Below are 23,136 nucleotides of genomic sequence, written 5' to 3' on the forward strand. Positions count from 1 at the left end.
AAGGCCGTCTGAAAACTAAATTTCAGACGGCCTTTGTTATGTCGTTTAAAGCTGTATTACAGCTTACTTAAACAGCAAAATCAGCAGCAAAACAACCGCAATCACAGCCAGCCACAGGCTTTGGCGTTGCTGTACTTTGACCAAATGCACATAGGCATCGCGCATTTCCTGTTGGCGGTTTTCATCAACCAACGCATTGATTTTGCGCGGCAAGGAAGGGATGATTTGCGCCCAGTCGGGGGCTTCGTTTTTGAGGTTGCGCCAAAGGGCTTTGGGGCCGACCTGTTCGTTCATCCAGCGCACCAAAAACGGTTTGGCGGTTTTCCACAAGTCCAAATCGGGATCAAGCTGCCGTCCCAAGCCTTCGATGTTGAGCAGCGTTTTTTGCAGTAATACCAGCTGCGGTTGGATTTCGACATTGAAGCGACGGCTGACTTCAAACAGGCGCATCAGCACCAAGCCGAAGGAAATCTGCGAAATCGGTTTGTTGAACACAGGCTCGCACACGGCGCGGACAGCAGCTTCCAATTCTTCCGCGCGCGTGTCGGCAGGCACCCAACCCGATTCGATGTGGGCAGTGGCGACGCGGTGGTAGTCGCGGTTGAAGAAGGCGAGGAAGTTGATGGCGAGATAGCGTTTGTCGTAATCGGTCAGCGTGCCGACGATGCCGAAATCGAGGGCGATGTAACGGTTGTCGGCGGCGACCAAAATATTGCCGGGGTGCATATCCGCATGGAAAAAGCCGTCACGGAAAACTTGTGTGAAGAAGATTTCCACGCCGTAATCGGCAAGTTTGTGCAAATCGATGCCGTCTGCTTTGAGTTTGGCGATATCGGATACCGGTGTGCCGTCCATCCATTCGATGGTCAGTACGTCGCTGGTGCAGTAGTCGTAAAACACCTTCGGCACAATCAGCATATTGCTGTTTTGGAAATTGCGTCCGAGCTGGCTGGCATTGGCGGCTTCGCGCATCAAGTCCAATTCGTCGTGCAGGTATTTGTCAAATTCGGCCACCACTTCGCGTGGCTTCAAACGCTTGCCGTCTGAAAACAAACGCTCTACCCAGCCTGCACCAAAGCGCATCAGCGACAAATCCTGTTCGATAACAGGCAAAAGGTTGGGGCGCAAGACTTTTACTGCGACTTGTTCGCCCGAATGCAGGCGGGCTTTGTGTACCTGGGCGATGGACGCGCTGGCGACAGGCTCGGTTTCAAATTCCGCGTATAAAGTGTCGATGGATTGTCCCAAAGATTTTTCGATTTGCGAGCGTGAAAGCTGCGCGTCAAACGGTGGCACTTTGTCTTGCAGCCTTGCCAGTTCGACCGCGTAATCGTGCGGAATCAAATCGGGGCGCGTCGACAATACCTGTCCGAATTTGATGAAAATCGGCCCCAGGCTTTCCAACGCCAAACGCAGGCGTACGGCAGGCATCTCGTGTTTGAACTTGGACGACTGCGGCAGCATATTGAGGAAAGTCCGCGCCCAACCCGGACGGACCAGCGAGGCAATCAGCTCGGCAAGGCGGTAGCGGTAGAGCGTGCAGAGGATGGTTTTAATGCGTTTGAGGCGGTTCATGATGGACGCAGATAAATCGAAAAAACAGAATTATATAGGAAAAACGGGTAAGGGCTTCAGACGGCCTTGAGACTTTTGCAAAAACATTTGCCGCATGGCTAACAATTTTATAAAGGCTCAGGTTTTGCTGCCTCAATAAAAAGACGAATATTCACATCATAAATATTCGTCGGCTACTTGCCCAAACCGCCGATTCAAGACATAATCGGGAAATGTGCAGGAGAGTGTTACACCCAACTACAATGTAACCACCGAAGGCGCAGACACCCTTAAATCGCTCAGGTATCAGGGACTGCACATTGAAACAAACAATCTGGAGAGCGGCGTTAGAATAACGTCCACCGAAGGGGAGAAGGCCGTCTGAACCACCATTCAGACAACCGCGCAAAGCAGTGAGCAGACTGGTTTGCCATCATGCGGATACGGCCGAAAATCTCAGGTTCAAGGACAGATAGGGTCATCCGCGCATAGGTGCGCGGGCGGCATCTGAACAAAAAATCCGGAGAAACTTGAGAATGACTGCTCTGAAAACCACCCCATTTCATCAAGCCCATCAAGATGCAGGCGCAAAGCTGGTAGATTTTGCCGGCTGGGAGCTGCCCATCCATTATGGTTCACAAATCGCCGAACACGAAGCCGTGCGCACCGACGCCGGTATGTTTGACGTATCCCATATGCTCGTTACCGACGTAGCAGGCGCAAATGCCAAAGCCTTTTTCCGCAAATTGATTGCCAATGATGTCGCCAAACTCGCTTTTGTCGGCAAAGCCCTTTATTCCGCTTTGCTCAACGACAACGGCGGCGTGATTGACGACTTGATCGTTTACCGCACCAACGAAGCCGAAACACAATACCGTATCGTGTCCAACGGCGCGACCCGCGAGAAAGACACCGCCCAGTTCCACAAAGTTGGACAAGAATTCGGTGTTGCCTTCAATCCGCGCTACGACCTCGGCATGCTTGCCGTACAAGGCCCGAAAGCCATCGAAAAACTCCTGACCGTCAAACCCGAATGGGCGGATGTCGTCCATAATCTCAAACCGTTCCAAGGCGCGGATTTGGGCAACGACTGGTTTGTTGCCCGCACCGGCTACACCGGTGAAGACGGCGTCGAAGTCATCCTGCCCGGCACCGAAGCCGTCGCATTCTTCAAAGCCCTGCAACAAGCCGGCGTACAGCCTTGCGGCCTCGGCGCACGCGACACCCTGCGCATGGAAGCCGGTATGAACCTCTACGGCAACGATATGGATGACAATACCAGCCCGCTCGAAGCAGGCATGGGTTGGACCGTTGACTTAAAAGACGAAAGCCGCGACTTCGTCGGTAAAGCCGCCTTGCTGGCATTGAAAGAAAAAGGCGTTACCGTGAAACAGGTCGGCCTGTTGCTCGAAAAAGGCGGCATCCTGCGCGCGCATATGGAAGTGTTGACCGACAAAGGCCAAGGCGAAACCACCAGCGGCGTATTCTCGCCAAGCCTGAAACAATCCATCGCCATCGCGCGCGTACCGAAAGATTTTGACGGCGATACCGCCAAAGTCCTGATTCGCGGCAAAGAAGTAGACGTACGCGTGCTGAAGCTGCCGTTCGTCCGCAACGGTCAAAAACAATTTGATTAATATCGGTTCAGACGGCCTTTATTTGAATTAAGGCCGTCTGAAAGCAGGTTTTAATTGTCGTCCGATACGGACATTTTTAGAAAGCATTGAACAAGGCATCTGTGGATATTGATTCATGCAGATGCCGTCTGAAAATAACCCTCTATCAATGGAGTATCAAACCATGAGCAACATCCCAGCAGAACTGAAATACGTTGCCAGCCACGAATGGCTGCGCCTTGAAGAAGACGGTACCATCACCGTCGGCATTACCCATCACGCGCAAGAGCTGTTGGGCGACATCGTGTTTGTCGAGCTACCTGAAGTCGGTGCAAACCTGGCTGCCGAAGAGCAAGCTGGTGTGGTTGAGTCTGTAAAAGCCGCATCTGACGTATACGCTCCGATTGCAGGCGAAATCGTTGCCGTCAACGAAGATTTGCCAAGAGCTCCGGAAACTGCCAATAGCGATCCTTACGGCGCAGGCTGGTTCTTCAAAATCAAACCTACCAACCCTGCCGATTACGACGGTCTGCTGACTGCCGAACAATACGCAGGCGAAGTAGCTTGATTTTTGCAAACATCCAAACAGGTTTTGCGCCTGTTTGATATTGCAGGTCTTAGGTCGTCTGAAAAATGCTTTCAGACGGCCTTTGTTTCAATTTTTCCTCAGCAAACATGAATTACTGCGAATTTGTCGCCACGCTTCCCGACGATACGGACAACCCCAACAAACATTATCACGACACGCAATACGGTTTTCCGATTGAGGACGACAATGAATTGTTTGAGCGGCTGGTGTTGGAAATCAATCAGGCAGGATTGAGCTGGACGCTGATGCTGAAGAAGCAACGGGCATTTCAGACGGCATTTAAAGGTTTCGACATCGATACGGTCGCCGCATTTGACGAAGCCGAAATTGAGCGGTTGCTTGCCGATGCAGGCATCGTCCGCAACCGCCTGAAAATCAACGCAGCCATCTATAACGCGCGACAAATCAAACAAATACAGCAAGAATACGGCTCATTCAAAAACTGGCTGGATGCGAACCATCCGCTCGACAAGGCTGAATGGGTGAAGCTGTTTAAAAAACATTTCAAATTTGTCGGCGGCGAAATCGTCGGCGAATTTCTGATGAGTACAGGCTACCTGCCCGGCGCGCATGTGGAAACCTGTCCGGTTTATAGGGAAATATTGGCATGTCGTCCAAAATGGGCGGAGGCCGTCTGAAACAACATCTGCAAGAAAAAACAGTGTTGATATCGATAACACCGAAGGAGTAGAAATGAAACTATCTGAATTGTTCAACCCGAACGAATTTGCCGCGCGCCATTTGAGCTTTGGCGACGAGGCTGCGCTTTTGGAAGCGCTCGGCGAGAAGAGCATGGACGATTTTGTCGGCAATACCGTGCCGCAAAGCATCTGTATGCCGTCCGAACTCGATTTGCCCGAGGCTTTGACCGAGGCGGACGCGTTGGCGAAATTGAAAGGCATTGCGTCGAAAAACGTGATCAACAAGTCCTATATCGGTTTGGGCTATTACCCGACCCGCGTGCCGAATGTGATTTTGCGCAACGTGTTGGAAAATCCAGGCTGGTATACCGCCTACACCCCATATCAGGCGGAAATCGCGCAGGGTCGTTTGGAAGCGTTGTTAAACTTCCAACAAGTGTGTATCGATTTGACCGGTTTCCCTGTGGCAGGCGCGTCTTTGTTGGACGAGGCAACTGCCGCGGCCGAAGCGATGGCGATGGCGCACCGCGTGGGCAAAGTGAAATCCGAGCGTTTCTTTGTGGATGCGCGCGTGTATCCGCAAACTTTGGACGTGATGAAAACCCGCGCCAAATATTTCGGCTTTGAACTGGTGGTCGGTGATTTTGCCCAAGCCGACGATGGCGAATACTTCGGCGCGCTGTTCCAATACGTCGGTAAAGACGGCGACGTGCAAGACTTGCAGGACGTTATCGGCCGTCTGAAAGCAAAAGGCACGATCGTGGCCGTTGCCGCTGATATCATGAGCTTGGTTTTGCTGAAATCTCCTGCCGAGTTGGGTGCGGATATTGCCTTGGGCAATACCCAACGCTTCGGTGTGCCGATGGGCTTCGGTGGTCCGCACGCTGCTTATTTCGCGTTTAAAGACGAGTTCAAACGTTCCGCTCCTGGCCGCATTATCGGCGTATCCAAAGATGCATCGGGCAAACCTGCCTTGCGCATGGCGTTGTCTACCCGCGAGCAACACATCCGCCGCGAAAAAGCGACATCCAATATTTGTACGGCACAAGCATTGCTGGCGAACTTGGCCAGTATGTATGCCGTTTACCACGGTCCTGAAGGCGTGAAACGCATTGCCAAACGTATCCATGCGCTGGCTTCTACCTTTGCCAATGTGCTGGTTTCAGACGGCCTGAATGTGGTTCACAAGGTCTTCTTCGATACCGTTACCGTCGATTTCGGCAGCAAAGAGAAAGCAGACCAAGTGTTTGCCGCTGCTTTGGAATCGGGTTACAACCTGCGCCGCGTTAACGATACTCAAGTTGCGGCTGCATTCCATGAAACGTCGGCATACGAAGATTTGGTCGATTTGTACCGCGCGTTTACCGGCAAAGATACGTTCACATTTGCCGATGACGTCAAAGGCCGTCTGAATGCAGAATTGCTGCGTCAGGACGACATTCTGCAACATCCTGTGTTCAACAGTTACCACACCGAACACGAAATGCTGCGCTACCTGAAAAAACTCGAAGACCGCGATTTGGCAATGAACCGCAGCATGATTTCATTGGGCAGCTGCACCATGAAACTCAACGCGACTGCGGAAATGTTGCCGATTACTTGGGCAGAGTTCACTGACATCCACCCTTACGCTCCCGAAGCGCAAACTGCCGGCTACCGCGAATTGCTCGCCGATATGGAAAACAGCCTGAAAGCCATCACCGGCTTTGACGCGATTTCCTTCCAGCCCAACTCCGGCGCGCAGGGCGAATACAGCGGCATGCTCTCCATCCGCCGCTATCAAGAAGCCAACGGCGAGGGACACCGCAACATCTGCCTGATTCCTAAATCCGCCCACGGCACCAACCCTGCGACTGCCGCTATGCTGGGTTTGAAAGTCGTCGTTGTCGATACCGACGAACACGGCAACGTCAACATCGACGATTTGAAAGCCAAAGCCGAGCAATACCGCGACGCTTTGTCCGCCATCATGATTACTTACCCGTCCACCCACGGCGTGTACGAAGAAGGCATCCGCAACATCTGCCGCATTATTCATGAAAACGGCGGACAGGTTTACATGGACGGCGCCAACCTCAATGCCCAAATCGGCATCATGCAGCCTGCCGAAGTCGGCGCGGACGTGTTGCACATGAACCTGCACAAAACCTTCTGTATCCCTCACGGCGGCGGCGGTCCGGGCGTCGGCCCTATCGGTTTGAAAGCCCACCTTGCCCCGTTTGCACCGGGACACGCTTTGACCGACACCCACAGCGCCAGTGCCGACCAAACCGCCGTTGCTGCTGCGGCCTTCGGTTCTGCGTCTATCCTGCCGATTACTTGGATGTACCTGACCATGATGGGCAAACAAGGTATGGAGCAGGCAACACGCTGGGCATTGCTCAACGCTAACTACGTTGCCAAACGTCTGAGCGAAGACTATCCGATTCTGTATACAGGTAAAAACGGCCGCGTCGCGCACGAATGTATCGTCGATTTGCGTCCGCTCAAAGCCGAAAGCGGCATCACCGAAACCGACATCGCCAAACGCCTGATGGACTATGGCTTCCACGCGCCGACGGTTTCCTTCCCTGTTGCCGGCACGCTGATGATCGAGCCGACCGAGAGCGAAAGTAAAGCTGAACTCGACCGCTTCATCGCCGCCCTGAAACAAATCAAACAGGAAGTGCTGAAAGTCGAGCGCGGCGAATGGCCGAAAGACGACAATCCGCTGGTCAACGCCCCGCACACCGCCGCCGACGTAACCGGTGAATGGGCGCACCCGTATTCCCGCGAAGAAGCTGTCTTCCCGTTGCCGTTTGTGCGTGAAAACAAATTCTGGCCGAGCGTGAAACGTTTGGATGAGGTCTATGGCGACCGCAATCTGGTTTGCTCCTGCTTACCGATTGACGCATACGAAGAATAAGCCTGAATAGGTTTAACATTGAACAGGCCGTCTGAAAATGAAAATAGTTTTCAGACGGCCTTTTGTTTGTTAAGATATTCCGCCCGAGAACGTACGTTTGTTTTGGGTAAAACAACAAATAAGGCTTTCGGAAAGATAGACGGCGCATGACTTGTTTGCGGATAAAACCAAAACGGCTTTCAACAACGATAAGTAAAAGGCCGTCTGAAAAACAGGAGGACACGATGGACGAACTTTTTATTCAAACGCTGACGATTGCCGGCTCCGATTCCGGCGGCGGCGCAGGCATACAGGCGGATTTGAAGACGTTTCAGATGCGCGGCGTGTTCGGTACCAGCGTACTGACCGCGGTTACCGCACAAAATACTTTGGGCGTATCGGCAGTGCATCCGATACCGACCGACATGATTGCCGCGCAAATTACCGCGATTCAGGAGGATTTCCACATCCGTGCTTATAAAATCGGCATGCTGGGTACGGCGGAAATCATCGAGTGCGTGGCGGAACAAACCGCCGAATGCGACTTCGGCAAACGCGTGTTGGATCCGGTCATGATTGCCAAAGGCGGCGCGCCGTTGTTGGAAAACTCAGCCGTCGAAGCCATGAAACGCCTGCTGCTGCCGCATACGGACGTCTTGACCCCCAATCTGCCCGAAGCGCAGGCCTTGACGGGCATCAATATTGAAAACCGCCAAGATGCGGAACGCGCCGCCAAAATTCTTCAGGATTGGGGCGTGAAAAATGTGGTGATTAAAGGCGGCCATCTTGCCGACAGCCAAAGCGAATATTGCACCGACTGGCTGTTTACGCCATACGAAACCATCGAGCTGAACAGCAAACGTTTCCCAACGCCGCATACGCATGGCACAGGCTGCACGTTTTCAGCCTGTATTGCTGCCGAGCTGGCAAAAGGGTTTAGCGTGTCCGAGGCGGTTCAAACGGCAAAAAACTATATTGCCGCCGCCATTTCCCACCCTTTGGGCATCGGGGCAGGGCACGGGCCGGTCAACCATTGGGCGTATCGGGACGAATAATGCGTTTAGGCCGATTGTAATTGATTGTATTTTTCAGACGGCCTGACTAGGTTTATCACTTGAAATTGTTTACAATATCGGATTAATGCTTTTACGGATAAAAAAGACACCATGCAAGTTACTTCAAAATGGATAGATGGAATGTGCTTCGTCGGTACAACGGCAAACGGACACAGCGTTGTGATGGAAGGCGCGGCGGCTGAAGGCGAAGTCAAACGCGGCCCCAGCCCGATGGAAATGCTGTTGTTGGGTGTAGCAGGCTGTTCCAGCATCGATGTCGTGATGATTGCCGAGAAACAACGCCAAAAAATCACCGACTGCCGTGCCGAAGTGACTGCCAAACGCGCCGACACCGCGCCGCGCGTGTTTACCGAAATCCATATCCATTTCAAAGTGTATGGTCGGGATTTGCAAGAAAGCGCGATTGAACGCGCCGTACAGATGTCTGCCGAAAAATATTGCTCCGCATCGATTATGCTGGGCAAAGCGGCAAAAATGAGCCACAGCTTCGAGATTGTCGAAACAGAATAGGGCGGTTTCAGGGTAGGAGTGCCGGAGCGTGAACCGGTTACCCACAAAAAAAGCAGATATATTCACGCATTAACATGAATATATCTGCTTGCTTTTTATTCCTTTTTCTCTCTCTCTATCAGCCTTTATAACTTGGCTTGTTGATCTCATTGTGCAAGTTTCGTTTAACATTGTCAACAATTTTTAATTATATTTTAAACAACCCCGAAAGCTGCAGGTTTGTAAACGCTTGCGCCTTAATACGGATACTGGGGAAACAGTATGGATTACGAAAATAATACCAACATTGCGCCTGCAACTTCATCGCTTATTTTGGAAGAGCGTCACGATTCGGAACTCTTCCGAGTGTACGCATTGATTTTGGACGGCATTACCGACCATCTGCTGTTGCCGGGTAAAAAACTGACCGAGTCCGAGCTTTGCCGACAAATGGTTTGCTCGCGCAATACCGTGCGTGGCGCATTGTCGCTTTTGGCGCACGACAAAATCGTCGATTTGCAGCCCAACCGCGGCGCATTTGTCCATGTGCCGGACTTGAAAGAAATGAAAGACGTGTTCAACACGCGTATCGAAATGGAAAGCATGATTCTGAGCGTCCTCATTGATATGCCTGATTTGGAAACGCGTCTGCAACCGCTTTACGCCATGATTGAGCAAGAGGGCGCAGCCTCCGAAAGCGGCGACCGCGTGGGTTGGAACCGCCTGTCCAATGCCTTCCATGTCGAATTGGCGCGACTGTTGGACAACGATGTCCTGTTTGAAATCATGAATACCTTGTGTGCGCGCTCTTCATTGATTGTGGCCGTTTCCGATCCGCTTCGCAAAGAAAAGCGCAACATCGATTCCAATTCGCACCATGAACACCGAGAAATCCTCGATTTGTTGCTGGCAGGCAAGCGCAACCGTGTGACTAAAGTCATACGCCGCCACTTGGGCGCGTGTATGGAACGCTTGGAACAGAAACTCGAGATGTAATCGGTTTGACAATAACAAGGCCGTCTGAAATATTCAGACGGCCATTGGTTTATCCCTATAAAACGAAACGCCATGAAACCCAAAATCCAAAGACACGAACATATCCTCACCCTTGTCCGCGAACATAATTTTATGACGGTGGAAGAGTTGGCGGCAAATTTGGATGTTACGCCGCAAACCATACGCCGCGATGTTCAAGAGTTAAGCGAGACCGGACAGCTTAAACGCTATCATGGCGGCGCATCTTTGGGCGACGTTTCAGTCGTAACGGCAGGGCAGGAGCGGCGTAACCATCAGCAGCAGGAAAAAAACGCCATTGCCCGTCTGATTGCTTCCACCATTCCCGATAATGCCTCGCTGTTTATCAGCATCGGCACCACCATGGAAGCCGTTGCCGCCGAATTGGTCAGACAGCGTAAAAACCTGCGGATTATCACCAACAACATCTACGCCGCCTCCATCACTGCGGCGCGTACCGACTACACGGTCATCATCGCTTCCGGCGTGGTCCGCCCCTTGGATGGCGGCATTACCGGCGTGGCGACCGTCGATTTTATCAACCAATTCAAAGTTGACTATGCCATCATGAGTACCCACGGTATAGAAAACGACGGCTCGCTTTTGGATGACGATTACAAGGAAGTCAGCGTCATGCAGGCGATGGTGAACAATGCCCGCGTGCGCTATCTTGGCGTCGACCACAGCAAATTTAACAGCAATGCCTTGGTCAGGCTGGGCGATATCGGCGCATTCGATAAGCTGTTTACCGACCGCACACCATCCGTCGCCATGCAGAAAACCCTAAACGAGCGCGGCGTAGCGTGGCAGGTTGCCGACCCTGTATCAAAGTAGCCAAGTCGGGTACAATTGAGCCATCATTCCATTCCTTTCAGACGGCCTGATTGAATGCTCAGGCCGTCTGAAAACAGAAAATCATTTTCCCATCAAAGAAATATTATGTTGAATAAAGACCAATTCGCGGACAACCACTTTATCCGCACCATTATCGATGAAGACCTCAAAAGCGGTAAACATACAGCCATCCAAACCCGTTTCCCGCCCGAGCCGAACGGCTATTTGCACATCGGCCACGCCAAATCCATCTGCTTGAACTTCGGTTTGGCTTATATTTACGACGGCTTGTGCAACCTGCGTTTTGACGATACCAACCCTGAAAAAGAAAACGACGAATACGTCAACGCCATCAAAGAAGACGTCGAATGGTTGGGTTTTCATTGGGCGGGCGAGCCGCGTTTCGCTTCCAACTATTTCGACCAGCTTTACGACTACGCCGTCGGTTTAATCAAAGACGGCAAAGCGTATGTCGATGATTTGACGCCCGAAGAAATGCGCGAATATCGCGGTACGCTGACCGAAGCGGGCAAAAACAGCCCTTACCGCGACCGCAGCGTCGAAGAAAACCTCGACCTGTTCACACGCATGAAAAACGGCGAATTCCCCGACGGCAGCAAAACCCTGCGCCTGAAAATCGACATGGCTTCGGGCAACATCAATATGCGCGATCCGGTCATCTACCGCATCCGCCGCGCCCATCACCACAACACCGGCGATAAATGGTGCATCTACCCGATGTACGACTACACGCATTGCATTTCCGATGCCATCGAAGGCATCACGCATTCCTTGTGTACGCTCGAATTTGAAGCCCACCGCCCGCTGTACGACTGGGTGTTGGACAACATTCCTGCGCCGCACGCCACCCGTCCGCGCCAATACGAGTTTTCCCGTTTGGAGCTTCTGTATTCCATCACGTCCAAACGCAAGCTGAACCAACTGGTTTCAGACGGCCACGTTGCCGGCTGGGATGACCCGCGTATGCCGACCATTTCCGGTATGCGCCGCCGCGGTTACACGCCCGAAGGCTTGCGCCTGTTTGCCAAACGCGCCGGTATTTCCAAATCTGAAAACATCGTCGACATGAGCGTGTTGGAAGGCGCGATTCGTGAAGAGTTGGAAAACTCCGCTCCGCGCCTGATGGCGGTTTTGAATCCGCTCAAAGTGACCCTGACCAACTTTGAAGCCGGCAAAACCCAAAGCCGCCGTGCCGCGTTCCACCCGAACCACGAAGAAATGGGCGATCGCGAAGTACCTATTTCACAAACCATCTATATCGAAGCCGACGACTTTGCCGAAAATCCGCCTAAAGGCTTCAAACGCCTGATTCCCGGCGGCGAAGTGCGTTTGCGCCACGGCTATGTGATTAAGTGTGATGAAGTAGTAAAAGACGAGGCAGGCAATGTGGTTGAACTCAAATGCAGCATCGACCACGATACCTTGGGCAAAAATCCCGAAGGCCGCAAAGTTAAAGGCGTGATTCATTGGGTTTCTGCCGAACACGCCGCCGAAATTAAAGTCCGCCTGTACGACCGCCTCTTTACCGTCGAGCGTCCTGATGCCGTGCGCGGCGAAGACGGCAACTACCTGCCGTTTACCGATTTCCTCAATCCAGAATCCATCAAGGAAATCACTGCCTACGCCGAACCTGTCGCAAAAGATCTGCCGGCAGAAAGCCGTTGGCAGTTTGAACGCATCGGCTACTTCGTAACCGACCGCAAAGACCACAGCAAAGACATGCCGGTGTTTAACCGCACGGTGACGCTGAAAGATTCTTGGCAGCCTAAGTAATCTGTTTGCAGTCGCTAAATTGAAGGCCGTCTGAAAACGTGAAATCCGGTTTTCAGACGGCCTTTGTCGATAAAAGGGATGAGATGGAACGTTATTCTGTACATTTGAAACTGCTGGGAATGGCGGTGTTGTGGGGCGCATCCTGGCCGATGGGGCGGATGTTGGGGCAGTCGTTGCCACCGCTGACTGGTGGAGCGGTTCGGTTTGTACTGGCTTCGGTTTTGTTGCTGGGCTGGTTGTTTGCGCGCAGCAGGTTTGCAACTTTGGTGGCTTTGTCGGCACGGCAATGGCTGGGTTTGACGGCAGCCGCTTCTGTTGGCGTGTGCGGTTATGCGGTGTTTTTTATGCTGGGTTTGCAGACTATGCCGGCAGGCAAGGCGGCGGTGGTCGTGGCGGTAAATCCCGTGCTGACACTGCTGTTGGCAACTTGGTTTTTCGGCGAGCGTTTAAACGCGAAGATTTTGGCGGGTATGCTGCTTGCGGTTGGCGGTGCCATTATGGTGGTAACGCAAGGGCAGCCGTTGACGGTATTATCGGGTGGCATCAAGGCGGGGGAGTGGCTGATTTTCGGCTGCGTGGTCTGTTGGGCGGCTTATACCTTAATCGGTCGCGCGGTTTTGCGCGGGATAGATGCGCTGACGGTAACGACGGCAACTTCGTTCATTGGTGCGTTGATGTTATCGGCGGTGGCGTTATGGACGGATGGAATACCGTTTGAGGCGATAGCGGCAATGGATGGACATGGCTGGACGGCCTTGGCGTGGCTGGTCATCGGCGCGACGGTATTGGCCTATGCGTGGTATTTTGAAGGGGTAAAGACTTTGGGTGCAGGCAGCGCGGCGGCGTATATTACGCTTGTGCCGATTTTCGGTGTACTGTCTTCGGCGTGGTTTTTGGGCGAACCGCTGCATATTTCGCTGGTTGCAGGTTGTGCGGCGGCGGTCGGCGGCATGACGCTGATGCGGTATGGGCAGAAGGCTGTCTGAAGTTGGGTAAATACTCGGATTTTGGTCGATAGGGTTGCGATTGCCAAGCTGTTGCCGGCCATAATCTTATTGCATGGTAAGATTATGGTCTCGGCTCAGTGTTCGATTTAAAAATTTGACACCCTGCCTCCAACTGCCTAAAATTCAACTTTCTCAAAAATCTACCGTATCCTGCGGCACGATTTCATACTTTCAGACGGCCTTTGTGCCATCTCTCTGATACCATTCAAAATATATCAATACTATGCACGTTTCAGAACTCCAAACCCTCCACATTTCCAAACTCTTGGAAATGGCAGAAGAACATGGCATTGAAAACGCCAACCGTTTCCGCAAACAAGACCTCGTTTTTGCCATCGTCCGCCAGATGATGAAGCAGAATGTCAGCTTTACCTGTTCCGGTACACTCGAAATCCTGCCTGACGGCTTCGGTTTCTTGCGCAGCGCAGATACTTCTTACCTTGCCGGCCCTGACGATATTTATGTTTCGCCCACGCAAATCCGCCGCTTCAATCTGCACACCGGCGACACCATCGAAGGCAGCGTGCGCGTGCCGAAAGACAACGAGCGCTATTTCGCGCTTGTCCGCCTCGATACCATCAACGGTGATCAGCCCGAAGTCTGCAAACACAAAATTCTCTTTGAAAACCTCACGCCTTTATTCCCAACCGAACAATTCAAACTCGAGCGCGACATCAAAGCTGAAGAGAATCTGACCGGCCGCGCCATCGACTTGGTTTCCCCAATCGGTAAAGGCCAACGTGCATTGTTGGTGGCCCCGCCTAAAACCGGTAAAACCGTGATGTTGCAAAACATTGCCCACGCCATTACCGCCAATTATCCCGATGTCGAGCTGATTGTCCTGTTGATTGACGAGCGTCCGGAGGAAGTGACCGAGATGAGCCGTTCTGTACGCGGCGAAGTGGTTTCCTCTACGTTTGACGAGCCAGCGCAACGCCATGTACAAGTGGCCGAGATGGTGATTGAAAAAGCCAAACGCATGGTCGAACACAAAAAAGACGTGGTGATTCTGCTGGATTCGATTACCCGTTTGGCGCGCGCCTACAATACCGTCGTGCCGACTTCGGGCAAAATTCTGACCGGCGGTGTCGATGCCAACGCTTTGCACCGTCCGAAACGCTTTTTCGGCGCAGCGCGTAATGTGGAAGAGGGCGGTTCGCTTACCATTATTGCGACAGCGCTTGTTGAAACCGGCAGCCGCATGGACGACGTGATTTACGAAGAGTTCAAAGGCACGGGCAATATGGAATTGCACCTTGACCGCCGCATGGCAGAAAAACGCCTGTTCCCGGCGATCAGCATTAATAAATCCGGTACGCGCCGCGAAGAATTGCTGGTGCCGAACGATCAGTTGCAACGTATGTGGCTCTTGCGCAAATTCCTGCATCCTATGGACGAAATCGAAGCGACCGAGTTTTTGGTGGGCAAACTCAAAGACTCCAAAAACAATGACGATTTCTTTGAATTGATGCGCGGTAAATAAGCATAAGGCCGTCTGAACATGTTTCAGACGGCCTTTACTTTGCTTGAGGAATCTTTATGACCATCCGAATGAATTGGCAAAACTTATTGTCCACCCAACGCTTCCGTACCAAAAACGGCGAAATCGTGCCGACCGTTACCCCTTCGACTCAGGAAGGTGCCGATGCCTTGCGTACGGATTTTCACATCGATTACGACCGGGTCGTTTTTTCCGGAGCCTTCCGCCGCCTTGGCCGTAAAACGCAGGTACATCCGTTGGCGCAACATGACTTGACGCACAACCGCCTGACGCACAGCGTTGAAGTTGCCAGCGTGGGCAGGAGCTTGGGCAACCGCGTGGGCGTGATGTTGCACAACGGCGGTTTTTTGCCGCAGGGCAATACGCCCAGCGATATTGGTGCCGTAGTGCAGGTTGCCTGTTTGGCACATGACTTGGGTAATCCGCCATTTGGCCATACCGGAGAAGACGCTTTGCGTGATTGGTTCAGACGGCCTGAACATCAAATTTATCTGAACACATTAAACGAAGCGGAGCGCAACGATATTCAAACCTATGAAGGCAATGCGCATAGCCTGCGTATCGTCGCCAGCCTTGAAATGTATCCCGAGGCGGGCGGAATGCGCCTGACTGCGGCAGCCATTGGCGCATTATTGAAGTATCCGTGGACAACGCAACATCCAAACGGCAGAAAGAAATTCAATATTTATCAAACTGAGTTGCCGTTTATCCGTCAGGTTGCCGACGAATTGGGGCTGGTTTCCGCAGGAGCAGACAGCTGGGCGCGTCATCCTTTGTCTTATTTGATGGAGGCCGCCGACGATATTTGCTATGCCTTGCTGGACTTGGAAGATGCCGTCGAGTTGGATTTGCTCACGGATACGGAAGTAGAAAGTATTTTGTCCGAGCTGACTTTTGCCGAAAGCGCATGGCACGCCAGCTCCAGTCGTCAGCGTTGCGCCATGTTGCGCGGCATTGCGATTGGCAAGGCGATTGATGATGTCGCGCAAACCTTTATGCTGCATCAGTCCGACTTGTTGGACGGAACATTCAAAGGCAAAGACTTGCTTGCTCTGTGTAGCCCGCAAGTGCAAAACACTTTGGCAAAAGCGAAAGAATTGGCGCAAACACGGATTTTTCGTCATCACACCAAGCTCTTTACCGAGATTGCCACGTTCCCATGCTTAGGCTCCATCTTGGATTTGCTCGTCCCTGCCGCCTATGCCCTGATTGCAGAAAAACAGTTGGCAACGCGTCAGTCTTTGGCGTTGGAGTTGTTGAAAAAGCACAATCCGATTCTTCCTGAAGACAGTCTGTATCAGGCCTATATGAAAATCTTGGATTTTGTCGGCGGCATGACCGATAACTCCGCCGCCAAAATGGCGCAGGATTTGTCAGGAGTAGGGATTTTACGTTAATTTTATATTGTTTAATTTCAATTAGTTAAATAAAAATATAAAAAATATCTGCGAAAAGAGTAGACAGGTTTCAGTAAAACCTATATTATTCGGTCTTCTTGATTCACAACGCACTTGCGAAGTGATGAGGATGCACCCGTAGCTCAGTTGGATAGAGTATCTGGCTACGAACCAGAGGGTCGGGCGTTCGAATCGCTCCGGGTGCGCCACAAGATTTATCCGCGCCCATCGTCTAGCGGTTAGGACATCGCCCTTTCACGGCGGTAACCGGGGTTCGATTCCCCGTGGGCGTGCCAGTTTTCAAAAAAACGCAATCTATTTTAGATTGCGTTTTTTTATTGCATTTGCTGTGTGTGTTTAGGCCGTCTGAAATGCTCTGCAAATCCAGAGACAGAAGTATGTAAAATAAATTGCCCAGACTTTTGTCATCTATATGCGCTTTTCAATCTCATTTTACCATTGTCAAAACCCAATTTATTGACAACAGTATTCATCTTAAAAATTCCCAAACCTGAATTTACATGATTTCATATTTATAATTATTTGATTTTAGAAAATAAAAATATCTATTTGAACTTTTCTTAAAAAATGCCGTCTGAGATAAAGACAAGACGGAATATCTCTGTTAATGTGTAAATGTCAGCCGGCCTTTGCTGGTTTTTTATTGAAACCATTTGGGAGTCAATTATGAATATGAATGTTAAATTAATCGTTCCTGCCGTTTTGGCGGCTGTTGCCCTGACTGCATGTAGCAGCGGTTCTAAAGCCAAACCTGAAGCCAAAGCTGCGCCTACTGCGCAACAACAAACTCAAGCTCAGGCTCAACAAGCTCAAGCTCCAGTACCTAATACTTTGAAAGTAGACTCTATTGACGGTAAAAAAGAAGTTCACTACAAATGCGGTAAAGACGGCAAAGAGCCTTTGAGCGTAATGTACGGCTTCAAAGGCAACGAAGTTGTTGCTGCCCAAGTAAAATACAAAGGCCAATTAACTGAAAACCTGTTCCGTATCACTGACAGCAGCAAAGATGTAAACGCATTCTGGGGCGGTAATGTTGCTTGGGTTGCTGAAGCTGCCACTGCAGCCAACGTAGACAAAGTTGATGGCAACATGCTGACTATCCGCGGTACTACCGAAGTAAACGGCAAACAAGAAGTGGTTGATCAAATCGTTACCCGCTTCTGCGCATTGGACAAAGGCGCGAAAGCTGCTGCTAAAAAAGCGAAAAAATAATTTTTACCGACAGCTTTAAACGCTGAGTAAAATAAAACAGGCCGTCTGAAAAGTTTTCAGACGGCCTGTTCTTTTGAGTGGTTTAACCCAAGAACCAGAATTTCAATGCCCACAACACGGCGACAATCCATACCATAGGCGGTACGTCTTGGGTGCGGTTGCACAAGAGTTTGATGAGTGCGTAGCTGATAAAGCCAAACGCAATACCGTCGGCAATCGAATAGGTAAACGGCATGAAGACGATGGTCAGGAATGCCGGTGCGGCTTCGGTCATGTCGTCCCAATCGATTTCGCGCGCGCTACGCAACATTTGCGCGCCTACATAGAGCAGGGCGGGTGCGGTAGCGAATGCAGGGATGCTTTGAACCAGTGGGGAGAAAATCAGACAGGCCAGCATCAGTACGCCGACGGTAACGGCAGTCAGGCCGGTGCGGCCGCCGGCAGAAACGCCTGCCGCGCTTTCAACGTAAGGGGTAGTGGAAGAAGTACCCAGGGCGGCGCCTGCGATAATGGCGGTAGAGTCGGCAAGCAGGGCGCGTTTCAAACGCGGCAGTTTGCCGTCTTGCAACAGGCCTGCGCGGTGGGAAACGCCGACCAATGTGCCGGTAGAGTCAAACAAGTCAACCAGGAAGAATACAAAAATCACGCTGACCATGCTGACGGTGAACAAGCCTTTGAAGTCCATCTGCATAAAGGTTGGCGCAATGCTCGGAACTTCACCGACCACGCCTTTGAACTCGCTCAAGCCCAAGACGGTGGAGACGGCGGTCAGCGTCAGAATGGTAATGATGATGGAGCCTTTGACGCGGAAGTGGCCAAGTGCAACCACCATGACAAAGCCTGCCATTGCCAGCAGGGCGGTAGGCTGGTGGATGTCGCCCAAGCCGACCAATGTGGCAGGATTGGCTACAATCACGCCTGCGCCTTTGAGCGCAATCAATGCCAAGAAAAGGCCGATGCCTGCGGCAATCGACATTTTCAAGCCCATAGGCAGGGCGTTGACCAGCATTTCACGCACTTTAAAGAAGCTGAACAGGATAAAAATGATGCCGGAGATGAAGACGGCACCCAAAGCCACACGCCAATCCACGCCCATGCCTTTGACGACGGCAAAGGTAAAGTAGGCGTTTAAACCCATGCCCGGGGCGAGGGCGATCGGGTAGTTGCCGACAAAGCCCATTACGAAACAGCCGATGGCGGAGGCGATACAGGTAGCCACAAATACTGCGCCCATATCCATGCCGGTTTCGCCCAAAATCAGGGGATTGACGATGATGATGTAGCACATGGCGAGGAAGGTTGTCACACCGGCCATAATTTCAGTGCGGACGTTGGTCTGATTGGCGTTGAGGTTGAATAATCTTTCCAAAACGCTTTGATTTGAAGAACTCATTCGAGATATTCCTTTGGGAAAGCCGTTCGAGGACGGCATCAGCGGGTTTAGCTGCCGGAAGCTCGGATTTTGGCCTTAACTTCTCAACAGATAAGGGAATTTTCGGGCGGTATTATACTGAAAAGCCTTTTGTTCGGGTAATAAAAATACATGAATCAGATAATGCCGTGCCGAACCAAGATAAAGGCCGTCTGAACAGTTTCAGACGGCCTTTGTTTGTGTGTGCTTATACCGGTTTGCCTTTCAGGGAGAAGGTGTAGGCTTCGGTGATTTCCAAATCGATCATTTGGTTGATCATGTCGGGTGTGCCGGTAAAGTTGACCACGCGGTTGTTGGCGGTACGGGCTTGCAGTTGGTCAGGGTCTTTTTTGGAGATACCTTCAACCAAGCAACGTTGAACCGTGCCGACCATGGTTTGGTTGATGCGCGCGGTTTCGGCTTCGATGACTTCGTTCAAAGCTTCGAGGCGGCGCACTTTTTCTTCATGCGGCGTGTCGTCGTGCAGGTTGGCGGCAGGCGTGCCAGGGCGCGGACTGTAAATAAAGACGAAGCTCAAGTCGAAGGCGATGTCTTTGACCAGTTTCAAGGTTTGCTCGAACTCGCGCTCGGTCTCGCCCGGGAAGCCGACGATAAAGTCGGAGCTGAGGCACAAATCAGGACGGATGGCGCGCAGTTTGCGGATGATGGATTTGTATTCCAAGGCGGTGTAGCCGCGTTTCATCGCGCTCAATACGCGGTCGGAACCGCTTTGAATCGGCAGGTGCAGGTGGGAAACCAGCTTCGGCAGGTCTCGGTAGCACTCGATAATCGCGTCGGTAAATTCGCGCGGATGACTGGTGGTAAAGCGCAGGCGTTCGATGCCGGGGATTTCGTGGACGATGCGCAACAAAGTGGCAAAGTCGCAGATTTCGCCGTTTTCCATTTCGCCGCGATAGGCATTGACGTTTTGGCCTAAGAGGTTGATTTCTTTAACGCCTTGTTGCGCCAAACCGGCAATTTCAGTCAATACGTCGTTAAGTGGGCGGGAGAATTCTTCGCCGCGGGTGTAAGGGACGACGCAGTAAGAGCAGTATTTGGAGCAGCCTTCCATAATGGAAATAAATGCCGAACCGCCTTCTACGCGCGCAGGCGGCAGGTGGTCGAATTTCTCGATTTCGGGGAAGGAAATGTCGATTTGAGACAGGCCGGTGGTTTCTTTGTCGACGATGAGTTTGGGCAGGCGGTGCAGCGTTTGCGGACCGAAAACCACGTCCACATACGGAGCGCGTTTGACGATGTTTTCGCCTTCTTGAGAGGCAACGCAGCCGGCAACGCCGATGATGAGGTCGGGATTTTTTTCTTTGAGCGGACGTACACGGCCCAAGTCGGAGAAGACTTTCTCTTGCGCTTTTTCACGTACGGAGCAGGTGTTGAACAAGATGATGTCGGCGTCGTCTGGCTGGGTAACCTGTTCGATGCCGCCGTGTTCTTCGGCGAGGACGGACAGCATTTTTTCGCTGTCGTACTCGTTCATTTGGCACCCGAAGGTGCGGATAAATACTTTTTTCATGGTTTGTTTTGATTGATTTGCTTGTTGTAAAAGGGTTCAGACGGCCTTTGAATACCAGGGCCGTCTGAAAGTTATTCTTCCGCCTTTTTCTGCTTTTTGGCGTGTTCGATGAACCTGTCGGTCTCGGCGTCGGTCAAAATCCAGATTTCGCGGACGAGGCGGCTTTCTTCGTTGTATTTGAACGCGACGGCTTTGCCGGTTTGGTTCAGCAGGCGGCCCATGGGGATGAAACGGTCGTTTTCATCGTGGATTTTGGTAAAGCGCGTGATTTGCAGTTTGGCCGCGTTGCCGTCCACAATGCCCAAGGTTAGCAGGCGCGTCCAAGAAAAACCGCCTTTGCTGACTTTCAGATAAGGCAAATCGACAGTCTTTAAAACGGCCACGTCCATATCGTCAGGCAGGCTGCGTTGTGCATGGACGAGGGAGGACGCCAAAAGGGCGAGGCTGAGTATGAATCCGCGTAACATGATGCTTTTCTTTTATTGTTTCAATAGGTCGCGGATTATAGCACAAGCAGGAAAAATGTGGATAGAGTGTTTGTTTTTAAAGAATAATTTTGATTTTGTGCCCGATTCTTATTTTGAAGCTTGGGCCGTCTGAAAAGGATTTGGTGTTAAAATGGCATCAATTTGATTTTCAGACGACCTCTTACGAAAGAATTGACCATGAACCGTAATGAAAGCTTGTTCAACCGCGCCAAAGCCATTATTCCCGGCGGCGTGAACTCTCCTGTGCGCGCATTCGGCAGCGTCGGCGGCGTACCGCGCTTTATCAAAAAGGCAGAAGGCGCGTATGTTTGGGACGAAAACGGCACGCGTTATACCGACTATGTCGGCTCTTGGGGCCCTGCGATTGTCGGCCATGCCCATCCTGAAGTCATTGAAGCCGTGCGCGAAGCAGCATTGGGCGGTTTGTCGTTTGGTGCGCCAACTGAAGGCGAAATTGTCATTGCCGAGGAAATCGCCAAAATCATGCCGTCCGTCGAGCAGCTGCGCCTTGTCAGCTCCGGTACGGAAGCAACGATGACCGCCATCCGTCTGGCACGCGGTTTTACCGGCCGCGACAAAATCATCAAGTTTGAAGGCTGCTACCACGGCCATTCCGACAGCCTGTTGGTTAAAGCAGGCAGCGGTCTGCTGACGTTTGGCAATCCTTCTTCCGCCGGTGTGCCTGCCGATTTTACCAAACACACTTTGGTACTCGAGTACAACAATATCGCCCAACTGGAAGAAGCCTTTGCACAAAGCGGCAATGACATCGCCTGTGTGATTTTGGAGCCTTTTGTCGGCAATATGAATCTGGTTAGGCCGTCTGAAGCCTTTGTCAAAGCCTTGCGCGAATTGACTGAAAAACACGGTGCCGTGTTGATTTACGACGAAGTGATGACCGGCTTCCGCGTGGCGCTGGGTGGCGCGCAATCTTTGCACGGCATCAAACCTGATTTGACCACCATGGGCAAAGTGATCGGCGGCGGTATGCCTTTGGCGGCGTTCGGCGGCCGTAAAGACATTATGGAATGTATTTCCCCGTTGGGCGGCGTGTATCAGGCAGGTACATTGTCCGGCAATCCGATTGCGGTTGCCGCCGGTTTGAAAACGCTGGAAATCATTCAGCGCGAAGGCTTCTATGAAAACCTGACTGCCTTGACCCAACGCCTTGCCAACGGTATTGCCGATGCGGCTAAAGCACATGGAGTTGAATTTACGGCGGACAGCGTGGGCGGTATGTTTGGTTTGTATTTTGCCAGCCATACGCCGCAAAACTATGCTGACATGGCGCGTTCCAATATCGACGGTTTCAAACATTTCTTCCACGGTATGCTCGACCGCAATGTCGCATTCGGCCCGTCAGCTTATGAAGCCGGTTTTGTTTCCGCCGCGCATACGCCTGAGCTGATTGACGAAACCATTGCTGTGGCACATGAAGTGTTCAAAGGAATGGCAAAATAAAAGCTGAAGCTGTCATGTGAAAAAAGGCCGTCTGAAAAATATTCAGACGGCCTTTCGCTATTTTAAATCAATACTTGATTATGCTTCTTCGGCTTTGCTGCGGATAATCAGCAGAGGCAGGTGGCTTTGACGCATTACGGTCTCGGCGAAGCTGCCCATCAGCAGGTGCATCAGGCCGGTGCGGCCGTGTGTACCGAGTACCAGCAGGTCTGCACCGTTGTTGTCGGCGTAGTCAACCAAGTCTTGCGCCATTTCGCGCGCGCCTTTGTTGGCAACCAACAGGTGTTTTACGATGTTTTCAACGCCGCTTTCACGCGCTGTTTTTTCTGCGAAATCCAAAACTTCGTTACCTTGAGCCACTGCGGCGGCTTCGTAGCTTTCGTGTTGCAGGAATTCAGGAGCCAAAGCCATGTATTCGGCAGGGTTGGCAACGTGAACCAAAGTCAGTTGGGCTTTGTTGAGGCTTGCCAGTTCGGCGGCGTGTTTCAATGCATTGAGGGAGGTCTCGCTACCGTCAACGGCTACAACCAGATGTTTGTACATATTTATTCTCCTTTTGCGCCGAGTAGCGGCACTTTCGTTTAATATGAAATCAGAACTTGTCTGAATGTGAAAC

At 51.7% G+C, this 23,136-nt stretch carries 19 protein-coding genes, 2 tRNA genes and 1 riboswitch; of the genes, 16 read left to right on the forward strand and 5 right to left on the reverse strand.

Features of this window, described 5'->3' with window-relative positions:
- Window positions 1-63: 63 nt before the first annotated feature.
- Window positions 64-1,575, reverse strand: a complete 1,512-nt coding sequence (ubiB, locus tag ACTHR7_RS08720) for a ubiquinone biosynthesis regulatory protein kinase UbiB (RefSeq protein ID WP_107867795.1) — start codon at window positions 1,573-1,575, stop codon at window positions 64-66.
- 207 nt (window positions 1,576-1,782) lie between these two features.
- A riboswitch (glycine riboswitch) is annotated at window positions 1,783-1,880 on the forward strand.
- Between the two features lie 210 nt (window positions 1,881-2,090).
- On the opposite strand from ubiB, the gene gcvT reads away from it, so the two are divergent.
- The 15 genes from gcvT to ACTHR7_RS08795 all read left to right on the forward strand — a co-directional run bounded on the left by gcvT (window position 2,091) and on the right by ACTHR7_RS08795 (window position 17,629).
- Window positions 2,091-3,191 carry a glycine cleavage system aminomethyltransferase GcvT gene (gene gcvT, locus ACTHR7_RS08725; RefSeq protein ID WP_107724076.1) on the forward strand — a complete coding sequence of 367 codons (1,101 nt, stop codon included), beginning with the start codon at window positions 2,091-2,093 and terminating at the stop codon, window positions 3,189-3,191.
- A 148-nt stretch (window positions 3,192-3,339) separates the two neighbouring features.
- On the forward strand, window positions 3,340-3,738 hold the full coding sequence (gene gcvH, locus ACTHR7_RS08730) for a glycine cleavage system protein GcvH (RefSeq protein WP_159068474.1): 399 nt from the start codon (window positions 3,340-3,342) through the stop codon (window positions 3,736-3,738).
- 107 nt (window positions 3,739-3,845) lie between these two features.
- On the forward strand, window positions 3,846-4,397 hold the full coding sequence (locus tag ACTHR7_RS08735; RefSeq protein ID WP_070713533.1) for a DNA-3-methyladenine glycosylase I: 552 nt from the start codon (window positions 3,846-3,848) through the stop codon (window positions 4,395-4,397).
- 55 nt (window positions 4,398-4,452) lie between these two features.
- Window positions 4,453-7,305, forward strand: coding sequence for an aminomethyl-transferring glycine dehydrogenase (gene gcvP / locus ACTHR7_RS08740; protein WP_440370667.1), 2,853 nt, complete (start codon window positions 4,453-4,455; stop codon window positions 7,303-7,305).
- Window positions 7,306-7,529: 224 nt separating this feature from the next.
- The gene (thiD, locus tag ACTHR7_RS08745; RefSeq protein WP_440370668.1) at window positions 7,530-8,339 is read left to right on the forward strand and encodes a bifunctional hydroxymethylpyrimidine kinase/phosphomethylpyrimidine kinase; all 810 of its coding nucleotides are present in this window, start codon (window positions 7,530-7,532) and stop codon (window positions 8,337-8,339) included.
- Window positions 8,340-8,450: 111 nt separating this feature from the next.
- Window positions 8,451-8,870: an OsmC family protein gene (locus tag ACTHR7_RS08750; protein WP_003679886.1), complete on the forward strand. Its 420-nt coding sequence runs from the start codon at window positions 8,451-8,453 to the stop codon at window positions 8,868-8,870.
- Between the two features lie 261 nt (window positions 8,871-9,131).
- Complete coding sequence (locus ACTHR7_RS08755) at window positions 9,132-9,845, forward strand: GntR family transcriptional regulator (RefSeq protein ID WP_070460353.1); 714 nt, start codon at window positions 9,132-9,134, stop codon at window positions 9,843-9,845.
- 72 nt (window positions 9,846-9,917) lie between these two features.
- Window positions 9,918-10,697, forward strand: coding sequence for a DeoR/GlpR family DNA-binding transcription regulator (locus tag ACTHR7_RS08760; protein ID WP_049352062.1), 780 nt, complete (start codon window positions 9,918-9,920; stop codon window positions 10,695-10,697).
- 105 nt (window positions 10,698-10,802) lie between these two features.
- The gene (locus ACTHR7_RS08765; protein WP_293203729.1) at window positions 10,803-12,491 is read left to right on the forward strand and encodes a glutamine--tRNA ligase/YqeY domain fusion protein; all 1,689 of its coding nucleotides are present in this window, start codon (window positions 10,803-10,805) and stop codon (window positions 12,489-12,491) included.
- Window positions 12,492-12,574: 83 nt separating this feature from the next.
- Window positions 12,575-13,477, forward strand: coding sequence for a DMT family transporter (locus ACTHR7_RS08770; protein WP_440370669.1), 903 nt, complete (start codon window positions 12,575-12,577; stop codon window positions 13,475-13,477).
- Between the two features lie 244 nt (window positions 13,478-13,721).
- Window positions 13,722-14,981, forward strand: a complete 1,260-nt coding sequence (rho, locus tag ACTHR7_RS08775) for a transcription termination factor Rho (RefSeq protein WP_003680905.1) — start codon at window positions 13,722-13,724, stop codon at window positions 14,979-14,981.
- A gap of 56 nt (window positions 14,982-15,037) precedes the next feature.
- Window positions 15,038-16,396: a deoxyguanosinetriphosphate triphosphohydrolase gene (locus tag ACTHR7_RS08780; RefSeq protein ID WP_440370670.1), complete on the forward strand. Its 1,359-nt coding sequence runs from the start codon at window positions 15,038-15,040 to the stop codon at window positions 16,394-16,396.
- A 132-nt stretch (window positions 16,397-16,528) separates the two neighbouring features.
- A tRNA-Arg gene (locus tag ACTHR7_RS08785) sits at window positions 16,529-16,605 on the forward strand.
- Window positions 16,606-16,617: 12 nt separating this feature from the next.
- Window positions 16,618-16,692 (forward strand) — tRNA-Glu (locus ACTHR7_RS08790).
- A 391-nt stretch (window positions 16,693-17,083) separates the two neighbouring features.
- On the forward strand, window positions 17,084-17,629 hold the full coding sequence (locus ACTHR7_RS08795) for a hypothetical protein (RefSeq protein WP_293203732.1): 546 nt from the start codon (window positions 17,084-17,086) through the stop codon (window positions 17,627-17,629).
- Window positions 17,630-17,711: 82 nt separating this feature from the next.
- Here the strand turns inward: ACTHR7_RS08795 and ACTHR7_RS08800 are convergent, their stop codons facing one another.
- The 3 genes from ACTHR7_RS08800 to ACTHR7_RS08810 all read right to left on the reverse strand — a co-directional run bounded on the left by ACTHR7_RS08800 (window position 17,712) and on the right by ACTHR7_RS08810 (window position 21,038).
- Window positions 17,712-19,022 (reverse strand): NCS2 family permease, encoded by a 1,311-nt coding sequence (locus ACTHR7_RS08800; RefSeq protein ID WP_107867787.1) that lies wholly within the window; start codon window positions 19,020-19,022, stop codon window positions 17,712-17,714.
- Window positions 19,023-19,248: 226 nt separating this feature from the next.
- On the reverse strand, window positions 19,249-20,571 hold the full coding sequence (gene miaB, locus ACTHR7_RS08805; RefSeq protein ID WP_036492978.1) for a tRNA (N6-isopentenyl adenosine(37)-C2)-methylthiotransferase MiaB: 1,323 nt from the start codon (window positions 20,569-20,571) through the stop codon (window positions 19,249-19,251).
- A gap of 71 nt (window positions 20,572-20,642) precedes the next feature.
- On the reverse strand, window positions 20,643-21,038 hold the full coding sequence (locus tag ACTHR7_RS08810; protein WP_107697154.1) for a hypothetical protein: 396 nt from the start codon (window positions 21,036-21,038) through the stop codon (window positions 20,643-20,645).
- Between the two features lie 198 nt (window positions 21,039-21,236).
- On the opposite strand from ACTHR7_RS08810, the gene hemL reads away from it, so the two are divergent.
- Complete coding sequence (gene hemL / locus ACTHR7_RS08815) at window positions 21,237-22,520, forward strand: glutamate-1-semialdehyde 2,1-aminomutase (RefSeq protein ID WP_107697155.1); 1,284 nt, start codon at window positions 21,237-21,239, stop codon at window positions 22,518-22,520.
- A 78-nt stretch (window positions 22,521-22,598) separates the two neighbouring features.
- On the opposite strand, the gene ACTHR7_RS08820 is transcribed toward hemL, so the two are convergent.
- Complete coding sequence (locus tag ACTHR7_RS08820) at window positions 22,599-23,063, reverse strand: universal stress protein (protein ID WP_003680896.1); 465 nt, start codon at window positions 23,061-23,063, stop codon at window positions 22,599-22,601.
- Window positions 23,064-23,136 lie beyond the last annotated feature (73 nt).

It is taken from the genome of Neisseria sp. P0007.S010, assembly GCF_051962875.1.
GTDB classification, from domain to species: domain Bacteria; phylum Pseudomonadota; class Gammaproteobacteria; order Burkholderiales; family Neisseriaceae; genus Neisseria; species Neisseria subflava_A.